Origin of the sequence: Pseudonocardia sp. McavD-2-B (assembly GCF_024124365.1) — a bacterium.
Taxonomy (GTDB): Bacteria; Actinomycetota; Actinomycetes; order Mycobacteriales; family Pseudonocardiaceae; genus Pseudonocardia; species Pseudonocardia alni.
On sequence record NZ_JAMXSG010000103.1, the window covers coordinates 1 to 17,757 of the forward strand.

Annotated in this window: 14 protein-coding genes; 12 read left to right on the plus strand and 2 right to left on the minus strand. The window is 73.8% G+C overall.

The features are described from left to right. On the plus strand, positions 1–732 hold a 732-nt coding region (locus NH602_RS15220; protein WP_253068150.1), incomplete at its 5' end, for an FAD-dependent oxidoreductase. A gap of 46 nt (positions 733–778) precedes the next feature. Then, positions 779–2,560: an acyl-CoA dehydrogenase gene (locus NH602_RS15225; protein WP_179762533.1), complete on the plus strand. Its 1,782-nt coding sequence runs from the start codon at positions 779–781 to the stop codon at positions 2,558–2,560. A 6-nt stretch (positions 2,561–2,566) separates the two neighbouring features. On the opposite strand, the gene NH602_RS15230 is transcribed toward NH602_RS15225, so the two are convergent. Next, on the minus strand, positions 2,567–3,595 hold the full coding sequence (locus tag NH602_RS15230) for an Lrp/AsnC family transcriptional regulator (protein ID WP_253068151.1): 1,029 nt from the start codon (positions 3,593–3,595) through the stop codon (positions 2,567–2,569). Between the two features lie 119 nt (positions 3,596–3,714). Between NH602_RS15230 and NH602_RS15235 the strand changes: the two genes are divergently transcribed. From NH602_RS15235 to NH602_RS15265, 7 genes are all read left to right on the plus strand, one after another. Beyond that, positions 3,715–4,935 carry a M20 family metallopeptidase gene (locus NH602_RS15235; protein WP_253068152.1) on the plus strand — a complete coding sequence of 407 codons (1,221 nt, stop codon included), beginning with the start codon at positions 3,715–3,717 and terminating at the stop codon, positions 4,933–4,935. Then, positions 4,932–6,257 carry an MFS transporter gene (locus tag NH602_RS15240; protein ID WP_253068153.1) on the plus strand — a complete coding sequence of 442 codons (1,326 nt, stop codon included), beginning with the start codon at positions 4,932–4,934 and terminating at the stop codon, positions 6,255–6,257. The genes NH602_RS15235 and NH602_RS15240 overlap by 4 nt, the downstream gene beginning before the upstream one ends. Before the next feature lie 202 nt (positions 6,258–6,459). Then, positions 6,460–7,824 (plus strand): dicarboxylate/amino acid:cation symporter, encoded by a 1,365-nt coding sequence (locus tag NH602_RS15245; protein ID WP_253068154.1) that lies wholly within the window; start codon positions 6,460–6,462, stop codon positions 7,822–7,824. A gap of 250 nt (positions 7,825–8,074) precedes the next feature. Beyond that, positions 8,075–9,223 (plus strand): acetyl-CoA C-acyltransferase, encoded by a 1,149-nt coding sequence (locus tag NH602_RS15250; RefSeq protein WP_073574551.1) that lies wholly within the window; start codon positions 8,075–8,077, stop codon positions 9,221–9,223. A 34-nt stretch (positions 9,224–9,257) separates the two neighbouring features. Then, positions 9,258–10,019, plus strand: coding sequence for a 3-hydroxyacyl-CoA dehydrogenase (locus tag NH602_RS15255; RefSeq protein WP_253068155.1), 762 nt, complete (start codon positions 9,258–9,260; stop codon positions 10,017–10,019). Positions 10,020–10,047: 28 nt separating this feature from the next. Then, positions 10,048–11,199, plus strand: a complete 1,152-nt coding sequence (locus NH602_RS15260) for an acyl-CoA dehydrogenase family protein (protein WP_253068156.1) — start codon at positions 10,048–10,050, stop codon at positions 11,197–11,199. 32 nt (positions 11,200–11,231) lie between these two features. Then, positions 11,232–11,861: a TetR/AcrR family transcriptional regulator gene (locus tag NH602_RS15265; RefSeq protein WP_179762537.1), complete on the plus strand. Its 630-nt coding sequence runs from the start codon at positions 11,232–11,234 to the stop codon at positions 11,859–11,861. Between the two features lie 6 nt (positions 11,862–11,867). On the opposite strand, the gene NH602_RS15270 is transcribed toward NH602_RS15265, so the two are convergent. Beyond that, positions 11,868–13,202 (minus strand): GGDEF domain-containing protein, encoded by a 1,335-nt coding sequence (locus NH602_RS15270; RefSeq protein ID WP_253068157.1) that lies wholly within the window; start codon positions 13,200–13,202, stop codon positions 11,868–11,870. A 679-nt stretch (positions 13,203–13,881) separates the two neighbouring features. Here NH602_RS15270 and NH602_RS15275 point away from each other — a divergent pair. The 3 genes from NH602_RS15275 to NH602_RS15285 all read left to right on the plus strand — a co-directional run. After that, complete coding sequence (locus NH602_RS15275; protein ID WP_073574555.1) at positions 13,882–15,264, plus strand: lysine N(6)-hydroxylase/L-ornithine N(5)-oxygenase family protein; 1,383 nt, start codon at positions 13,882–13,884, stop codon at positions 15,262–15,264. 38 nt (positions 15,265–15,302) lie between these two features. Beyond that, a complete protein-coding gene (locus NH602_RS15280; RefSeq protein ID WP_062395825.1) occupies positions 15,303–15,515 on the plus strand; it encodes an MbtH family protein in 213 nt (70 codons plus the stop codon). 48 nt (positions 15,516–15,563) lie between these two features. Then, a partial coding sequence (locus tag NH602_RS15285; protein ID WP_253068158.1) for an amino acid adenylation domain-containing protein occupies positions 15,564–17,757 on the plus strand: 2,194 nt, incomplete at its 3' end.

Sequence of the window (17,757 nt, forward strand, 5' to 3'; positions counted from 1 at the left end):
CTGCTCGGCGCGGACGAGGTGGCCGTGCTCGACCCGGGCGGCGGGCTGCTCGACGCCGGCACCGCCACCCGCGGGCTCGTCGCGGAGGCCCGCCGGGCCGGAGCGGCCGTCCGGGAGGGCGTCACCGTCGTCGGCATCGGCAGGCGGCGCGGGCGCGGCGTGCTGCACACCGTCGACGGCGAGACCGTCGCCGACAACGTCGTGATCGCCACCGGCCACGGCGCCGGTCTCGTCCCGGGCGCCATCGGGATCGAGCAGCGCCGCGTCGTGCTGAGCTGGTTCGGGGTGCGGGACCCCGCCCGGTTCGCGCCCGCGGTCTTCCCGCCCGGGATCCACACCGCGGCACCGGTGCACACGTTCTTCCCCGCCGTCGACGGCGCCACCGTCAAGATCAACCACCAGCAGCCGCAGCCCCGCGTCCACTCGCCGGCCGACCACCACCCGTGGGTCGAGGCCGGCTACACCCGGGACTGGGCCGGTGCGGTCGCCGCGCGCCTCGCCGGGATGTCCGACCGGCCCGCCCGGCTGGAGTCCTACGTCGAGGGCTACACCCCGACCCGCCGCGGGATCGTCGCGCTCGCCCCGTGGGAGCCGCGCACCGTCGTCCTCGGCGGGTTCTCCGGGCAGGGCTTCAAGTACGCCCCGGCCGTCGGCGAGCTCGTCGCCGACCTGGTGCGGACCGGCCGGTCCGGGTCGCCGGCGTTCACCCCGGCGCTCGCGGCCGGGGGCTGAGCGGCCCGCTTCCCCGGATCCGCCCCGGGGTGCGATCGTGGGTGCCGTGCGAGCGCAGCTGATCTCCCGTGCCGACCTCGACTTCCTGCTCCACGACTGGCTGCGGGTGGTCGAGCTCTGCGACCGCGAGCGCTACGCCGAGCACGACCGCGACACCATCGACGCCGTCGTCGACCTCGCCGCACAGGTCGCGACCGAGCACTTCGCGCCGCACCGCAAGGTCTCCGACACCCGCGAGCCCGAGTTCGACGGCGAGCGCGTCACGCTCCCCGACGAGGTCCGCGCCGCGCTGAAGGTGCTGGGCGACACCGGGATCGTCGGCGCCGGGCTCGACGAGCGGGTCGGCGGGATGCAGCTGCCCGCCGTCGTCGTCCAGGCGTGTTTCGTGTGGCTGCACGCCGGCAACGTCGCCACCGCCGCCTACCCGATGCTCACCGTCGCCGCGGCCAACCTTCTGCTCACCCACGGCAGCTCCGAGCAGGTGCAGACCTGGGTGCGCCCGATGGTGGAGGGCCGCTACTTCGGCACGATGTGCCTGTCCGAGCCGCAGGCCGGGTCGTCGCTGGCCGACGTCACCACCCGGGCCGAGCCCCGCGACGACGGCACGCACCGGATCACCGGCACCAAGATGTGGATCTCCGGCGGCGAGCACGAGCTGGGGGAGAACATCGTCCACCTCGTGCTGGCGAAGATCCCCGGCGGACCGGCCGGGGTGAAGGGCATCTCGCTGTTCGTGGTGCCCCGGGTGCTGGAGAGCGGCGAACGCAACGACATCGCCCTCGCCGGGCTCAACCACAAGATGGGCTACCGCGGCACCGTCAACACCGTGCTGAACTTCGGCGAGGGCCGCGCGACCCCGGGCGGGGAGGCCGGCGCCGTCGGCTACCTGGTGGGGGAGCCGCACACCGGTCTCGCCCAGATGTTCCACATGATGAACGAGGCCCGGGTCGGGGTCGGGGCGGGTGCCACCGCACTCGGCTACGCCGGTTACCTGCTGGCCCTCGACCACGCCCGTACCCGCACCCAGGGCCGCCCGGCCGGCGCGAAGGATCCGGCGAGCCCGCAGGTGCCGATCGTCGCCCACACCGACGTGCGCCGGATGCTGCTCGCGAGCAAGTCCTACGTGGAGGGTGCGCTCGCGCTGAACCTGTACTGCGGGCGGCTCCTCGACGAGGAGCGCACCGCGGGGACCGACGAGGAACGCCGCCGGGCGCACCTGCTGCTGGAGGTGCTGACCCCGGTCGCGAAGAGCTGGCCGTCGCAGTGGTGCCTGCACGCCAACGACCTCGCCATCCAGATCCACGGCGGCTACGGCTACACCCGCGACCACGACGTCGAGCAGCTCTACCGCGACAACCGGCTCAACCCGATCCACGAGGGCACCCACGGCATCCAGGGCCTGGACCTGCTGGGCCGCAAGGTCGTGATGCAGGGCGGCGCCGGGCTGACGCTGCTGCGGGAGACGATCGGGCAGACCGTGGAGCGCGGACGCGCGGTCGGCGGGGAACTCGCCGCGCACGCCGACGCCGTCGCGGCGGCCGTGGACCGGGTCGTCGAGGTGACCGGGATCGTGCACAGCCAGGACGACCCGGCGCTGGCGGTCGCACACTCCTCGGTCTACCTGGAGGCCGTCGGGCACGTCGTGCTCGCCTGGATCTGGCTGGAGCAGGCGCTCGCCGCCGAGGGCCGCGACGGCGACCTCTACGAGGGCAAGCGTGCCGCGGCCCGCTACTTCGTGCGCCACGAGCTGCCCCGCACCGGCCCGCAGCTGGACCTGCTCGCGTCGCTGGACCGGACCACGCTCGACGTCCGCGACGCCTGGCTCTGACCCTCCTCAGCCGGGGAACACCGGGACGCACGCCCCGGTGGCCCGGCCGTCGGGGTGCAGCAGCCACCCCATCCGCTTGCGGGTCCGCAGGATCACCGAGGTGTCCACGATCTGCGCCTGCGGCAGCGACCGCTCCAGCGCCGACTGCATCCCGACCAGCTCGCCCAGCGAGTGCGTCCACGCCGTGACCAGAAGATTCTCCGGCCCGGTGAGCGACAGGCACAGCCGCACCCGCGGATCGGTACGGACCCGGCGCACCGCGTGCTCGACCGCGGCGGTCGGCAGCCGGATCCACCACGTCACGCAGATCGGCCACCGGGTCAGCAGCTGTGCGACCTCGCAGCGGAACACCAGTGCCCGCGAGCGCACCAGCGCCGACAGCTGCCGGCGCACCGTCGACGCCGGCCGCCCGACCCGGTCCGCGAGCTCCGCGGCGCTCGCCCGGCCGTCGGCGCACAGCTCCCGCACCAGCGGCGCGTACACCGGCCCCCGCAGATCGACACCCGCCGCCTGCGGTGTCGTGTCCGCCCGGCGCAGCGCGGGCACGGCCGCGACCTGCCGGGTGTCGAGCGCGTCGAGCCGCCACCGGCTGCCCTCCCGGTGCACCCGCGACGCCAGGTGCGTGCGCACCGACGCGACCCCGGTCACCCGTCCGATCCGGTCCAGCACCAGCCCCGACAGCTCCGTGAACGACGCCGCGTTCACCGTCAGCAGCAGGTCCCGGCCGCGGGCGGCGTACTCGATGGTCATCACCGACGGCTCGGAGTCCAGCGCCGCGACGACCCCGGCGAGCCACCCCGGCGCGCAGTCCACCTCGACCAGCGCCACCTGCATGGCGTCCTCGCCGACCACCGGATAACAGCTGATCCACGCGTGCCCGGACCCCTGCAGGCGGGCCCAGCGCCGGGCCAGCGTCACCGGCGCCGCATCGAGCACCGGGCCGAGCCCGGCCCAGCTCGCGCGCGGGTGCAGCTGCAGCGCGTGGACGAGCGCGAAGTCGTCCTCGGACAGCGGATGACGGTCGGTTCCGTCCACGGGGCCCCCGATCCGGATCGGATCCGTCGATGTTACGTGCCGTAACGCGCGGGCTCCGAGACTCGGGCAGGACCTCCGGCGGGCAGCGTGGCCCGCCGGTACGACCCGAGGGGACGCTTGTGGATCTTCGTGACGACGCCCGGTCGCTGCAGCCGGACCTGGTGCACCTGCGCCGGGAGCTGCACCGTGACCCCGAGGTCGGGCTGGCCCTGCCCCGGACCCGTGACCGGGTCCTGGCCGCGGTGCAGGGGCTCCCGCTGGAGATCACCGAGGGGACGACGACGACGTCGGTCACCGCCGTCCTGCGCGGCACCGCCCCGGGCGCCGGCGCGGACGCACCGGTGGTTCTGCTGCGCGGCGACATGGACGGTCTCCCGGTCGCCGAGGGCTCCGGCGAGGACTTCGCCGCGCGGACCGGCACCATGCACGCCTGCGGCCACGACCTGCACACCGCGGCGCTGGCCGGGGCCGCGCGGCTGCTCAGCGCCCACCGCGACCACCTCGCCGGCGACGTCGTGTTCATGTTCCAGCCCGGCGAGGAGGGCTTCGACGGCGCGGGCCACATGCTCGCCGAGGGCGTCCTGACCGCCGCCGGACGGCGCGTCGACCACGCCTACGGCCTGCACGTGTTCGCCAACCGGATGCCCGCCGGGCTGGTCACGACCCGGCCCGGGGTGTTCCTGTCCGCCTCGCACGCGCTCGACGTCGTCGTGCACGGGGCGGGCGGCCACGGCTCCAACCCGCACACCGCCCGGGACCCGATCGCCGCGGCCGCGGAGATGATCACCGCCCTGCAGACGATGGTGACCCGCCGCTTCGACATGTTCGACCCGGTCGTGCTGACCGTCGGCGTCGTCGCCGCGGGCACCCGGCGCAACGTCATCCCCGGCACCGCCCGCTTCGAGGCGACCGTGCGCAGCTTCTCCGACGCCCACGCCGCGACGCTGCCGGTGCTGGTCCGCGAGGTCTGCGACGGTGTCGCCGCCGCGCACGGCGTGCGCGCCGAGGTCGTCTGGACCGACGAGTACCCGCGCACCGTCAACGACGCCGACGAGGCCGGGTTCGCCGCCGGGGTGTGCGCCGAGCTGCTCGGCGAGGACCGGTTCCGGCTCGCACCGAACCCGGTCAGCGGCTCCGAGGACTTCTCCCGGGTGCTCGCCGCCGTCCCGGGCGCGTTCCTCGGGATGGGCGCCTGCCCACCCGGCGCCGACCCCGACACCGCGCCGATGAACCATTCGCCGCTCGCCCGCTTCGACGACGGCGTCCTCGCCGACGCGACCGCGCTGTACGCCGCGCTCGCCACGACACGCCTCGCCCCGGCCGCGGGGGTGGCGGCATGACCGAGCGCACCGAGCGGCGTCGCACGATCCTCGGGATCGGCGCCGGCAACGCCATGGAGTGGTTCGACTGGAACGTCTACGCGACGTTCTCGGCGTTCTTCGCCCCGCAGTTCTTCGCGGGCGACGACACCGGCACCGCCCTGCTCAAGACCCTCGCGGTGTTCGCCGTCGGGTTCGTCGCCCGCCCGTTCGGCGGCTTCCTGTTCGGCTGGATCGCCGACCGCCGCGGCCGGAGGCTGTCGATGGCGCTGTGCGTGGCGACCGCCGCGGTGGGCAGCCTGGTGATCGGGCTCGTCCCGACCCACGCCGTCATCGGCATCGCCGCACCGGTCGTGCTGGTCCTGGCCCGGCTGGCGCAGGGCCTCGCGCACGGGGGCGAGCTGCCCGCCGCGCAGACCTACCTCGCCGAGATGGCCCCGCCCGCACGGCGCGGGCTGTGGTCGAGCCTCATCTACTTCTCCGGCACCGCGGGCATCCTGGTCGGGACGGTGCTCGGAGCCGTCCTGTCGAGCGTGCTCACCCGCGAGGAGATGGCCGCCTACGGCTGGCGGGTGCCATTCGTCCTGGGCGGGCTGTTCGGGCTGTACGCGCTGGTCATGCGGCTGCGGATGCGTGAGTCCGACACCTACTCCCGGGAGGAGGAGGCCCGCACCGCGACGCCGGGCCGCCCGTCGCTGTGGCGCCAGGTCCTGGCCCGCCCGAAGGCGCTGGCCCGGGTGGTGTTCCTGACCAGCGGCCTGACCGTCGTCTACTACGTCTGGTCGGTCGCAGCCCCGGCGTACGCCATCACCGCGCGCGGGGTGGACCCGGCGGCGGCGCTGTGGGCCGGCGCCGGTGCGCTGGGGGTGTTCATGGTGCTGCTGCCGCTGTGGGGCGCGGCCTCGGACCGGTTCGGTCGCCGCCGCACCCTGCTCGTGCCCGGTGCGGTGCTCGTCCTGGCGCTGTTCCCGCTCGACGCGATGATCCACGACGGGCCGACGCTGTTCGTCGCGATGACCGTCGCGCTCGCGCTGATCGGGGCGGGCTGCGCCGTCGGGCCCGCCCTCTACGCCGAGATGTTCCCGACCGGGGTGCGCGCCGCCGGACTCGGCGTTCCCTACTCGATCTCGGTCGCGTTGTTCGGCGGGACCGCCCCCTACCTGCAGACGCTGTTCGCCGAGATCGGCAGGCCGGGCCTGTTCCTCGGCTACGCGATCGTGCTGCTGCTGGTGTCCGGGCTGACGGTGTACCTGCTGCCCGAGACCCGGGGGATCGACCTCACGACCGCGGGCCGCGACGGGGCCGAGCCGGCCGCGCACGCGACCACCCCACGGGCGCGGTGACGGCCCCGGACGGAGGTGCGGGTCACGCTCCGTGCCCCCGTCCGGCGGGAAGATCGCGGCGAACGGGTCCGTTGCTCCCCCTGTGCGGGGGACGGGTGTGTGGCTGGTGTGCCGGCGGGTGATCGACCTGTGCCGCCGTCCGGCCACGGGCTGTCGGCGCTGACCGCCGACCACACCCGTACCGCACCTCCTGGGAGAACCCGTGTCACTCGTCGTCCGTGCCGCACGCGCCTGGCAGCGCCCGCGCGTGTTCGCACTGCTCACCGTCGCCGGGCTCGTGCTCGGCGCACTGCTCGGGCTGACCGCCCGGGTCACCGGGTCCGCGGGTCTCGCGACCACGCTGGACACCGTCGGCGGACTGTTCACCGGCCTGCTGCAGTTCACGGTCGCGCCGCTGGTGTTCCTCGCGATCGTCGTCGGCATCGTCAGCCTGCGTGACCTCGGCGGCGGCCGCACCGCGGCCCGGCTCGGCGGGCGCACCGTCGCCTGGTTCGCCGGGACCTCCCTGGTCGCGGTACTGATCGGCATCACGATCGGATTGATCGGGCGGCCCGGTGAGGGCGTCACGATCGCCGCCGACCCGGCCGACGTCCAGGCCGTGGGCGCGCGGACCGCGGGGTCGTGGGAGGCACTGCTGTCGAACCTGGTGCCGGACAACCCGGTCGCCGCGTTCGCCGACGACAACGTGCTCCAGGTCGTCGTCGCCGCGCTGCTCGTCGGCGCCGCCGCCTACGCGCTGGGGGAGAAGGCCGAGCCGTTCGTCGCGTTCTCCCGCTCGGCGTTCGAGATCGTCCTGACGGTCATCCGCTGGATCGTCGTGCTCGCCCCGATCGGCGTGCTCGGCCTGATCGGCACCGCGTTCGCCACCTACGGCAGCGGCGTCGTCTCCTCGCTCGCCGGGCTGATCGGCACCGTCTACCTCGGTTGCGCGATCGTCCTGTTCGGTGTCTATCCGCTGCTGCTGAAGGTCGTGGCCGGGATCGGGCCGCGCCGTTTCTTCGGCACCACCTGGCCGGTGCTGCAGTTCGCCTTCGTCTCCCGCTCGTCCGGCGCCGCCCTGCCGATGTCCCGGCAGGCCGCGATCGACCTCGGCGTGGACCGCAACTACGCCGGGTTCGCCGTCCCGCTGGTCACGACCACCAAGATGGACGGCTGCGCCGCCGTCTACCCGGCGCTCGCGACGATCTTCGTCGCGCACATCTCCGGGGTGCAGCTCGCGGTGTGGCAGTACCTGGTGATCGTCGCCGTCGCGGTGTTCGGGGCGCTGGCCACGGCCGGGACGACCGGCTGGTTCACCATGCTGACCCTGACCCTCGCCGCGGTCGGGATGCCGCCCGCGGTGATCGCGGCCGGGATCGCGGTCGTGATCGGCATCGACCCGATCCTCGACATGATGCGCACCGCCACCAACGTCGCCGGGCAGATCACCGTGCCGACGCTCGTCGCGGCGCAGGAGGGGATCCTCGGGCGCGACGCCGCCGATCCCGCCGACGCCACCGCGGCCACCGAGGCCACCGCCTCCGTCGAGGGTGCGACGGCCGGCCGGGTGTCGGCCACCTCCGCCTGACCCCGGTCGCGCACCGGCCCGCCGCGCCCGTACCGCGGCGCCGGTCCGGGATCGATCAGTACCTCGGCGCCGCCCCGGCGGCGCCGAGGTGCCGATCGACAGTGGCGCGCCGGTCGAGGGAGCTCCGCGGTCGGCGTGACCCGGGTCGCACCGCTCCGTGGCAGTCAACACTGACTGTTTCCTGCTACCGTCGTGGCGAGCCGACGGCCCCGTCCCGGGCGCCGTCCACCGTCGCGAAGGAGCGAACACCGTGCGAGACGCAGTCATCGTCGAGGCTGTACGCAGCCCGGTCGGCAAGCGCAAGGGCGGCCTCGCCGGCATCCACCCCACCGACCTGTCGGCCCACGTGCTGCGCAGCCTGGTGGAGCGGTCCGGCGTCGACCCGGCGCAGATCGAGGACGTGATCTGGGGCTGCGTGTCCCAGAGCGGCGAGCAGACCTTCGACATCGGCCGCAACGCCGCGCTGGCCGCAGGGTTCCCCGAGACCGTCACCGGCGTGACCGTCGACCGCCAGTGCGGGTCCAGCCAGCAGTCCGTGCACTTCGCCGCGGCCGGTCTGATCGCCGGGCACTACGACGTGGCCGTCGCCGGTGGCGTCGAGTCCATGACCCGGGTCCCGATGGGCTCCTCGCGCCAGGACCAGGACCCGCTGGGCAACGACTTCGCCGAGCGCTACGGCGTCGCGCCGAACCAGGGTGTCGGCGCCGAGATGATCGCCGAGAAGTGGGGCTTCTCGCGTCAGCGTCTCGACGAGTTCGCCCTGCAGTCGCACGAGCGCGCCGCCGCCGCGCAGGACGACGGCAGGTTCGACGGCCAGATCGCCCCGATCGCCGGCGTCACCGCCGACGAGGGTGTCCGCCGCGGCGGCACCCCGGAGGGTCTCGCCCAGCTCAAGACGGTGTTCAAGGACGCCGACCAGGGCGGCGTCATCCACGCCGGCAACTCCTCGCAGATCTCCGACGGCTCGGCCGCGCTGCTCATGACCACCTCCGAGAAGGCCCGCGAGCTGGGCCTGACCCCGATCGCCCGGGTGCACACCGCGGTGCTGGCCGGGGCCGACCCGGTGATCATGCTGACCGCGCCGATCCCGGCGACCGAGAAGGCGCTGAAGCGCTCCGGCCTGTCGCTGGACGAGATCGGCGCCTTCGAGGTCAACGAGGCCTTCGCCCCGGTGCCGCTGGCCTGGCTGGCCGACATCGCCGACGACGACGGCGACGTCGCCGCCCTGCTCAACCCGAACGGCGGCGCGATCGCGCTCGGCCACCCGCTCGGCGGCTCCGGCGCCCGGATCATGACCACCCTGGTGCACCACATGCGGGACAACGGCATCCGCTACGGCCTGCAGACCATGTGCGAGGGCGGCGGCCAGGCCAACGCCACCATCCTCGAGCTCCTCTGACACCCGCTCCCCACCCGGAAGGAACAGACAGAACATGGACATCAACGGTTCCGTCGCCGTCGTCACCGGCGGTGCGTCCGGCCTGGGCCTCGCCACCACGGAGAAGTTCGTGGAGCTCGGCGCCAAGGTGCTGATCATCGACCTGCCGTCGTCGCAGGGTGAGGCCGTCGCGGACAAGCTGGGGGAGAACGTCCGCTTCGTCGCCGCCGACGTCACGGACGAGCAGCAGGTGATCGCCGCCCTCGACGCCGCCGAAGAGCTCGGTGCGGTCCGCGTCGCGGTCAACTGCGCCGGCATCGGCAACGGCATCAAGACCTACGGCAAGAAGGGCCCGTTCCCGCTGGACGGGTTCACCAAGGTCGTCACCGTCAACCTGATCGGCACGTTCAACGTGATCCGGCTCGCCGCCGAGCGGATCGCGAAGTCCGAGCCGGTCGACGGCGACCGCGGCGTCATCATCAACACCGCCTCGGTCGCGGCGTTCGAGGGGCAGATCGGGCAGGCCGCGTACTCGGCGTCCAAGGGCGGCATCGTCGGCATGACCCTGCCGATCGCCCGCGACCTGGCCGACCTCGGCATCCGGGTCTGCACCATCGCCCCGGGCCTGTTCGAGACCCCGCTGCTGGCCGGGCTGCCCGAGGACGTCAAGACCTCGCTGGGCAAGCAGGTGCCGCACCCGTCGCGGCTGGGGCAGCCCGCGGAGTACGGCAAGCTCGCCGCCCACATCGTGGAGAACCCCATGCTGAACGGCGAGACGATCCGTCTCGACGGCGCCATCCGGATGCAGCCCCGCTAGTCACGACCACCCGAGGGGAGGGGGCGCCGTGAAGCGCACGCTCTACGAGTCCGACCACGAGGACTTCCGGGAGGCGTTCCGCGCCTTCGTCGAGAAGGAGATCGTCCCGCACGAGGCGCAGTGGGAACGTGACGGCGCCGTCGCGCGGGAGTTGTTCACCACCGCCGGTGCGAACGGCTTCCTGGGCATCGACGCGCCCGAGGAGTTCGGCGGCGGCGGGGTCCAGGACTTCCGTTTCAACGCCGTCATCAGCGAGGAGCTGCTGCGTGTCGGCGCCGCCGGTTCCGGCCTCGGCCTGACCCTGCACAACGACATCGTGCTGCCCTACCTGCTCACCTACTGCACCGACGAGCAGAAGCAGCGCTGGCTGCCGGGCGTCGTCAGCGGCGAGACGATCCTCGCCATCGCCATGACCGAACCGGGCATCGGCTCGGACCTGGCGTCGATGTCGACGACCGCGGTCCGCGACGGCGACCACTACGTCGTCAACGGCGCGAAGACCTTCATCACCAACGGGATCAACGCCGACCTGATCGTCGTCGCGGTCAAGACCGACCCGTCGCAGAAGCACAAGGGCATGAGTCTGCTCGTGCTCGAGCGCGGGATGGAGGGCTTCGAGCGGGGCCGCAACCTCGACAAGCTCGGGATGCACGCCCAGGACACCGCGGAGCTGTCCTTCACCGATGTGAAGGTCCCGGTGGAGAACCTCCTCGGGACCGAGGAGGGGAAGGGCTTCGTCCAGCTGGTCGAGAAGCTGCCCCAGGAGCGGCTGTCGATCGCGATCGCCGGTGCGGCGGCGGCCCGGGCGGTGCTCGACGGGACCCTCGCCTACGTCAAGGAGCGCAAGGCCTTCGGCTCGCCGGTGGGCTCGTTCCAGAACTCGAAGTTCGCCCTGGCCGAGATGGACACCGAGATCGACCTCGCCGAGCACTACGTCGACGACTGCGTCCGCGCGCTCAACGCGGGCGAGCTCACCGCCGTCGACGCGTCGAAGGCGAAGTACTGGTGCACCGAGCTGCAGGGCCGGGTCGCCGACCGCTGCCTGCAGCTGCACGGCGGCTACGGCTACATGAGCGAGTACCCGGTCTCCAAGGCCTACGCCGACGCCCGCATCACCCGGATCTACGGCGGCACCACCGAGATCATGAAGGAGGTGATCGGCCGGGGTCTGGGACTCTGAGCCGATGCCCGACAGGCGATCATGACCACATCATGAACACCGAACCCACTCCGGTGGTCAGGAGCCGGGCGCAGCGGTCCTCGGACAGCCGCGCCCGGATCCTGGACGCCGCCGTCGCCTGCCTCATCGACGGCGGCTACTCCGGATCCACGACCCTGACCATCCAGTCGGCCGCCGACGTCTCGCGCGGTCGGCTGCTGCACCACTTCCCCAGCCGGGACCGACTGCTGGTCGCGGCGGCGCAGCACCTCGCGGTCAAACGCGTCGCCGACACCGAGGAACGCGTGCGACGGGTGCTCGACGCCGACCAGGTCGGCCTGTTCGAACGCGCCGACCGGGTCATCGAGCTGCTGTGGGAGAGCTTCTCCGAGCCGCACTTCTGGGCGGCGGTGGAGCTGTGGACCGCGGCCCGGTCCAACTCCGAGATCGCCGAGGCGCTGCGTCCCGAGGAGAAGCGGCTCGGTGCGGCGATCCGCGCGTCGATGGCCCGCATGTTCGGCGACGAGCTGGCGGGCCGCCCGCGGTTCAAGCAGCTGCGCGACCTGCTGCTCACCTCCATGCGTGGGACCGCGCTGACCTACACCTTCGACCCGCGCGACCCCGCGGGTGACGCGATGCTGCCCCAGTGGAAGGACCTGGCGCGGGTGCTGCTGGGGCCGTGACCCGGCTCAGGTGCCGAAGCTCAGCCCGAACGGCGGCGTCGCGCCCTCGGCGGCGACCGGCGGTGCGGGGCGCCGGACCGCCACCCGGTCGCGGCCCGCGTGCTTGGCCTCGTAGAGCGCGGCGTCCGCGGCGGCCAGCAGGCCGTCGAGGTCCGTGCCGTGGTCGGGCGTCGTCGCGACCCCGACCGACACCGACAGCCCGGTGACCAGCCCGGCTGTCGCGGTGTCGACCTGCAGCGCACGCACGCCCCGCCGGATCCGCTCGGCGACCTCGCGGGCGCGGGCGGCCGGGGTGTCGTCGGTGCGCATCCCGCCGAGCGCGACCACGAACTCCTCGCCGCCGAACCGGCCGGCCAGGTCCTGGTCGCGGACCTCGGCGGTGAGGACGTCGGCGACGGCCTGGAGCACGTCGTCGCCCGCCAGGTGGCCGTACCGGTCGTTGACCGCCTTGAAGTGGTCGAGGTCGAGGATCAGCACCGCGGCGGCCCGGTCGGTACGCGTGTCGCGCTCCAGCATCTGCCGGCTGCGCCAGCGCCACGCCGCCGGGTTGAGCAGCCCGGTCTTGGCGTCGGTGTCGACCTGCGCCTCCAGCTGCCGCACCAGGGTGGTCTGCTCGACGACGAGCAGCGGCAGCACCGCGAGCAACGCGAACCAGGGGGAGGTGTTGGCGAGCACGACCGCGACCAGCCCGCCGATCGACAGCGTCGCCAGCTCCAGGCCGATGTCGCCGCCCAGCAGGATCGTGAGGAACCGCGAGCCCGGTGCGGTCAGCCGCAGCACCGACACGACCAGAAGCGTGTTCACCGCCGTGTAGGCGACCAGCGCGCCCAGCACCAGCGCCGCGTTCTGCGGGGTCGCCAGCGCCCCGGCCCGGCCGTCGACCAGCGCGAGCAGCCCCGCGACGGCGTGCACGGCGAGCAGCACCGTGGCCGCGCTGTAGACCTGGCGATGCGGCGGCGTGCCGCTCGGGCGGGCCACCCGCAGGTAGAGGTGCAGGTAGATGACGACGACGACGACCGTGGCGAGCCCCGGCGGCAGCAGCAGCGCGGCCGCGAAGGTCCACACCGAGGTCATGTTGATGTAGCGGGTCGCGGCGATCCGGCGCCGCAGGCGCTCGGCGTTGACCGACAGCTCGGTGTGCACCGCGGCCACCAGCACCAGCAGCCCGCAGAGCAGCACCTCGGTCCGTACCGGCGGGTCCCCGGTGAGCAGGCCCGCGACGACCGCGGCCACCGCGGCGGTCTCCACGACCAGGACCAGCAGCAGCGGGCGCAGCGGCAGGCCGAGCAGCGACCGGGTGTCCGGCGCACGACGGCGGCGACCGGCCGGGTGCGGTGCCACCGGGCCAGAGGTCACGTCGTCTGCCTGTTCGTCGGCTGCGTCAGGGGATGGACCGAGGCTACCCGCGGGTAAGGCAAGCCTTTGCCGTTCGTCCCCCGGTGGCCGGAATCCGCGCCGAACGGCCCGGAACCGACGGCGAACGCCTCAGGTCCACGTTAAATCGTGACGGAGCGTTGTCCGTCGCTTACTCTGGCCACGTCATCACTCGATCGTGGAGCACGCCGTGCGTCCTCACGTGCGGAGCGCAGCGGCGTCCGTTCCGGGACGGGAAGAAGCACTCCGGTCGAGGGGGGATCGCTCGTGCGCAACTGGGACTGGTGAACCGTCATCGGCGCCGCGCGGGACACTCGGTCGTCCCGCGCGGCGCCGCCGTTCCGCGCCGTCGCGCGGCCGGGGGCGCCACCGGCCGGCGCGCTCACGCCCCGGGTGGCCCGACAGGCCCTCTCATCAGATCTGATGACGCGCGGGCGGGACATGCGACACCCTCGTGCGGCGGTGCGTGCACCGTTGCGCCTTGTACTCCCAATGGGTGACACCTGCGTCACGTCGCGACGCTGACCAGTGCGGACGGTCCCTCGGGGCCGGGCCCCGGCGATCACCCCCTAGGCGGGACATCCACCTTCGTGTTGCAGTTAGCCTCGCCTTATCTGAGGCGTGCCGAAGCTACGAGAGGACAGTGATGGCGAACCCTGCGAACGCGAACCCCCACTCCACCCCGGAGGTACTCGACGTGGTGGGGGTCGGGTTCGGGCCGTCGAACCTCGGCATCGCCATCGCCCTGCTCGAGCACAACGCGACGGTCCCCGCCGACGCGCGGGTGAGCGCCCGCTTCGTCGAGCGCCAGGAGCGGTTCGGCTGGCACCGCGGGATGCTGCTCGAGGACGCGACCATGCAGGTCTCGCACCTCAAGGACCTGGTCACGCTGCGGAACCCGACCAGCGGCTTCTCCTTCCTGTCCTACCTCCACGACCGGGACCGGCTCGCCGACTTCATCAACTACGGCTCGTCGTTCCCGACCCGCCGCGAGTTCCACGACTACCTGGAGTGGGCCGCGGCACGGGTGGGGGAGATCAGCGCGGCCGCCGGGTCGGCGGTGACGGTCGACTACGGCAGCGAGGTCCTCGAGATCGAGCCGGTCCGCGGCGGGAACGGCGTGGAGCTCGTCGACGTCGTCGTCCGCACCGGGGACCGGGTGGAGCGCCTGCGCGCCCGCAACGTCGTCCTCGCCTGCGGGCTCACCCCCGTCCTGCCGCGCGGGATCACCATGGGCGGTCGCGTCTGGCACAACCGCGATCTGCTGTTCCGCACCCGCGAGCTCGCCGGGACCGAGCCGACCCGCTTCGCCGTCGTCGGCGCCGGACAGAGCGCCGCCGAGACCGTCGAGCACCTGCACCGCACCTTCCCGACCGCCGAGGTGCACGCGGTGTTCGCCCGCTACGGCTACAGCCCCGCCGACGACACCTCCTTCGCCAACCGGATCTTCGACCCGGCCGCCGTCGACGACTTCTACACCGCGCCGGACGAGGTCAAGGACCGCATCCTCGGCTACCACGCGAACACCAACTACTCCGTGGTCGACCCGGAGCTCATCGAGGGCCTCTACCGCACCCACTACCACGAGCGGGTCGCCGGGACCGAGCGCCTGCGCTTCCGCAACGTGTCGCGGGTGGCCGACGTCGTCGACGTCGGGGACCGGGTGGAGCTGGCCGTCGAGTCGCTGATCGACGGCTCGCGCGAGGTCATCACCGCCGACGCCGTCGTCTACGCGACCGGCTACCGCCCCGCCGACCCGCTGTGGCTGCTGTCCGGCGGCCTCGACGAGGCCTGCGCCCGCGACGCCCGCGGCCGGCTCGACGTGCACCGCGACTACCGGCTCGGCACCACCGCGCTGGCCGACGGCACAGCGGTGCGGGCCGGCTTCTACCTGCAGGGACCGACCGAGCACACGCACGGCATCACCTCGACCCTGCTGTCCAACATCGCGGTCCGGTCCGGCGAGGTCGTCGCCTCGCTGACCGGCGCCCCCGTGCCGTCGACGGCGCCGACGCCCGTCGTCGTCTGAGCGCGACCCCACCCGTTCCGCCGATCCCAGGGAGAGCCATGTCCACGAACCCCTTCGACGACCCCGAGGGCAGCTTCTACGCGCTGGTCAACGACGAGGGCCAGTACTCGCTGTGGCCCGCGTTCGCCGAGGTCCCCGCCGGCTGGACGGTCGAGCACGGGCCGGCCGACAAGCCGTCGTGCCTGTCCTTCGTCGAGACGCACTGGACCGACCTGCGGCCGCGCAGCCTGCGCGAACGCGCTGCCGGCTGACCCGTCCCACACCGCCCGTCCCGCATCACCACCCCTGGAGCGCCTCCCGTGACCCGCACGCTGCCGTCCCCGTCCGACCCGCGCCCGGGACCGCTGCCGGACGGTGCGCTCGCGACCTGGCCGGAGCTGTTCGCCCGGCAGGTCGCGGCCACGCCGGACGCCGTGGCGGTGCAGTGCGGCTCGGGGGAGCGCCGCGAGCAGCTCACCTACGCCGGGCTCGACGAGCGGGCGGGGCGCCTCGCGTCGGTGCTGCGCGGGCGCGGCGCGGGACCGGAGGGGCTGGTCGCGCTCGCCGTACCGCGCGGGGTGAACCTCGTCGTCGCGCAGGTGGCGATCCTGCGTGCGGGCGCGGCGTACCTGCCGGTCGACCCGGACCAGCCGCCGGCGCGGACCACGCTGGTGCTCGACGACGCCCGCCCGGCCGTCGTGCTGAGCACGGCCGGTGTCGCCGCCGAGCTGCCGCTGCCCGACGGGACCCCGACCGTGCTGCTCGACGACGACACCGACCGGGCGGCGATCGCCGCCGCCCCGGTCGCCCCGGTGCCCGACGTCGACGTCCTCGGCGCCGCCTACGTCATCCACACCTCCGGCTCCACCGGGCGGCCCAAGGGCGTCGTGCTGACCCACAGCGGTGTCACCCAGCTCGTCGCCACCCAGACCGAGCGGCTCGGGCTCGGCGCGGACGACCGGATCCTCGGGTTCGCCTCGACCGGCTTCGACGTCGCGTTCTGGGAGCTGTGCATGGCACTGCTCTCCGGCGGGCGGCTGGTCGTGGTGCCCTCGGAGCTGCGGCTGCCGGTGCCCGAGCTGGCCGCCTACGCCCACGAGCACGCGGTGACGGTGATGGTGCTCCCGCCCGCGCTGCTCGCCGCGCTGGGCCCGGACGTCACGCTGCCCCCGGCGACCCTGCTCGCCGGTACCGAGCGGGTGTCCCCGGAGCTGGTCGCGCGCTGGGCACGGGGCCGGACGATGTTCAACGCCTACGGTCCGACCGAGGTCACCGTCAACTCCACGCTGGGCCGGTGCGACCCGGCGCGGACCGGGCCGGTGGTGCCGATCGGGGTCGCCGACCCGATGACCGACGCGTACGTGCTGGGCCCCGACCTGGCCCCGGTCCCGGACGGCGAGCAGGGCGAGCTCTACCTCGGCGGCCCCGGTCTGGCCCGGGGCTACCTGAACAAGCCGGGCCTGACCGCGGAGCGGTTCGTCGCCGACCCGTTCGGGCCCGCGGGCGGGCGGCTCTACCGCACCGGCGACCTCGTGCGCGTCGACGAGCGCGGCGAGCTCGAGTTCCTGGGCCGCGTCGACGACCAGCTCAAGGTCCGCGGCTACCGGATCGAGCCCGGCGAGATCGAGTCGGCGCTGCGGGCCCACCCCCACGTCGCCGAGGCCGTCGTCGGCGTGCACGAGGCCGCGCCGGGGGACCGGCGTCTCACCGCGTGGGTCGTCCCCGCGACCGCCGGGGACACCCCCGCCGACGACGGTGCCGAGCGCGTCGCCGACTGGCGCGACGTCCACGAGCTGCTCTACGCCGCCACCTCCGCCGACGACGGCGACCCCACCGGCTACGAGGGCGGCTTCGCCGGCTGGAACTCCACCTACGACGGCACCCCCATCCCGCGCGCGGACATGCAGGCCTGGCGCGACGCCACCGTCGCCCGGATCCGCGAGCTCGGCCCCGGCCGGGTCCTGGAGCTCGGCGTCGGCAACGGTCTGCTGCTCGCGGAGCTGGCCCCGGACTGTCCCCGCTACGTCGGCACCGACGTGTCCGCCGAGGCCGTCGCCGCGCTGTCGCGGTGGGTCGCGACCCGCCCCGAGCTGCGCGGGCGCGTCGAGCTGGCCCCCGCCGCCGCCCACGAGCTCGACGGCATCACCGGTCCCTTCGACACCATCGTGATCAACTCCGTCGCCCAGTACTTCCCGGGCCCGGAGTACCTGACCGACGTGCTGACCCGGGCCGCGGCGCTGCTCGCCCCGGGCGGCGCGATCGTCGTCGGCGACGTCCGGCACGCCGGGCTGCTGCGCACCTTCCGCGCCGGGGTCGTCGCCGCCCGGCGGCCCGACGCCGAGCCCGCCGAGCTGCGCCGCGCCCTCGACGGCGCCGTCGCGTGGGAGGGCGAGCTGCTCTGCGCGCCGCGGTTCTTCACCGCCCTCGACGGGTTCGACGCGAGCAGCATCCGGATCAAGCGGGCCCGCGCGCACGACGAGCTCTCGCGCTACCGCTACGACGTCGTGCTCCGGC

What these genes read in the sequence shown, in the direction of transcription:
- NH602_RS15240 (WP_253068153.1), top strand. Translation starts at nt 4,932, where the DNA reads ATGACCGAGCGCACCGAGCGGCGTCGCACGATCCTCGGGATCGGCGCC.
- NH602_RS15255 (WP_253068155.1), top strand. Translation starts at nt 9,258, where the DNA reads ATGGACATCAACGGTTCCGTCGCCGTCGTCACCGGCGGTGCGTCCGGC.
- NH602_RS15265 (WP_179762537.1), top strand. Translation starts at nt 11,232, where the DNA reads ATGAACACCGAACCCACTCCGGTGGTCAGGAGCCGGGCGCAGCGGTCC.
- NH602_RS15275 (WP_073574555.1), top strand. Translation starts at nt 13,882, where the DNA reads ATGGCGAACCCTGCGAACGCGAACCCCCACTCCACCCCGGAGGTACTC.
- NH602_RS15280 (WP_062395825.1), top strand. Translation starts at nt 15,303, where the DNA reads ATGTCCACGAACCCCTTCGACGACCCCGAGGGCAGCTTCTACGCGCTG.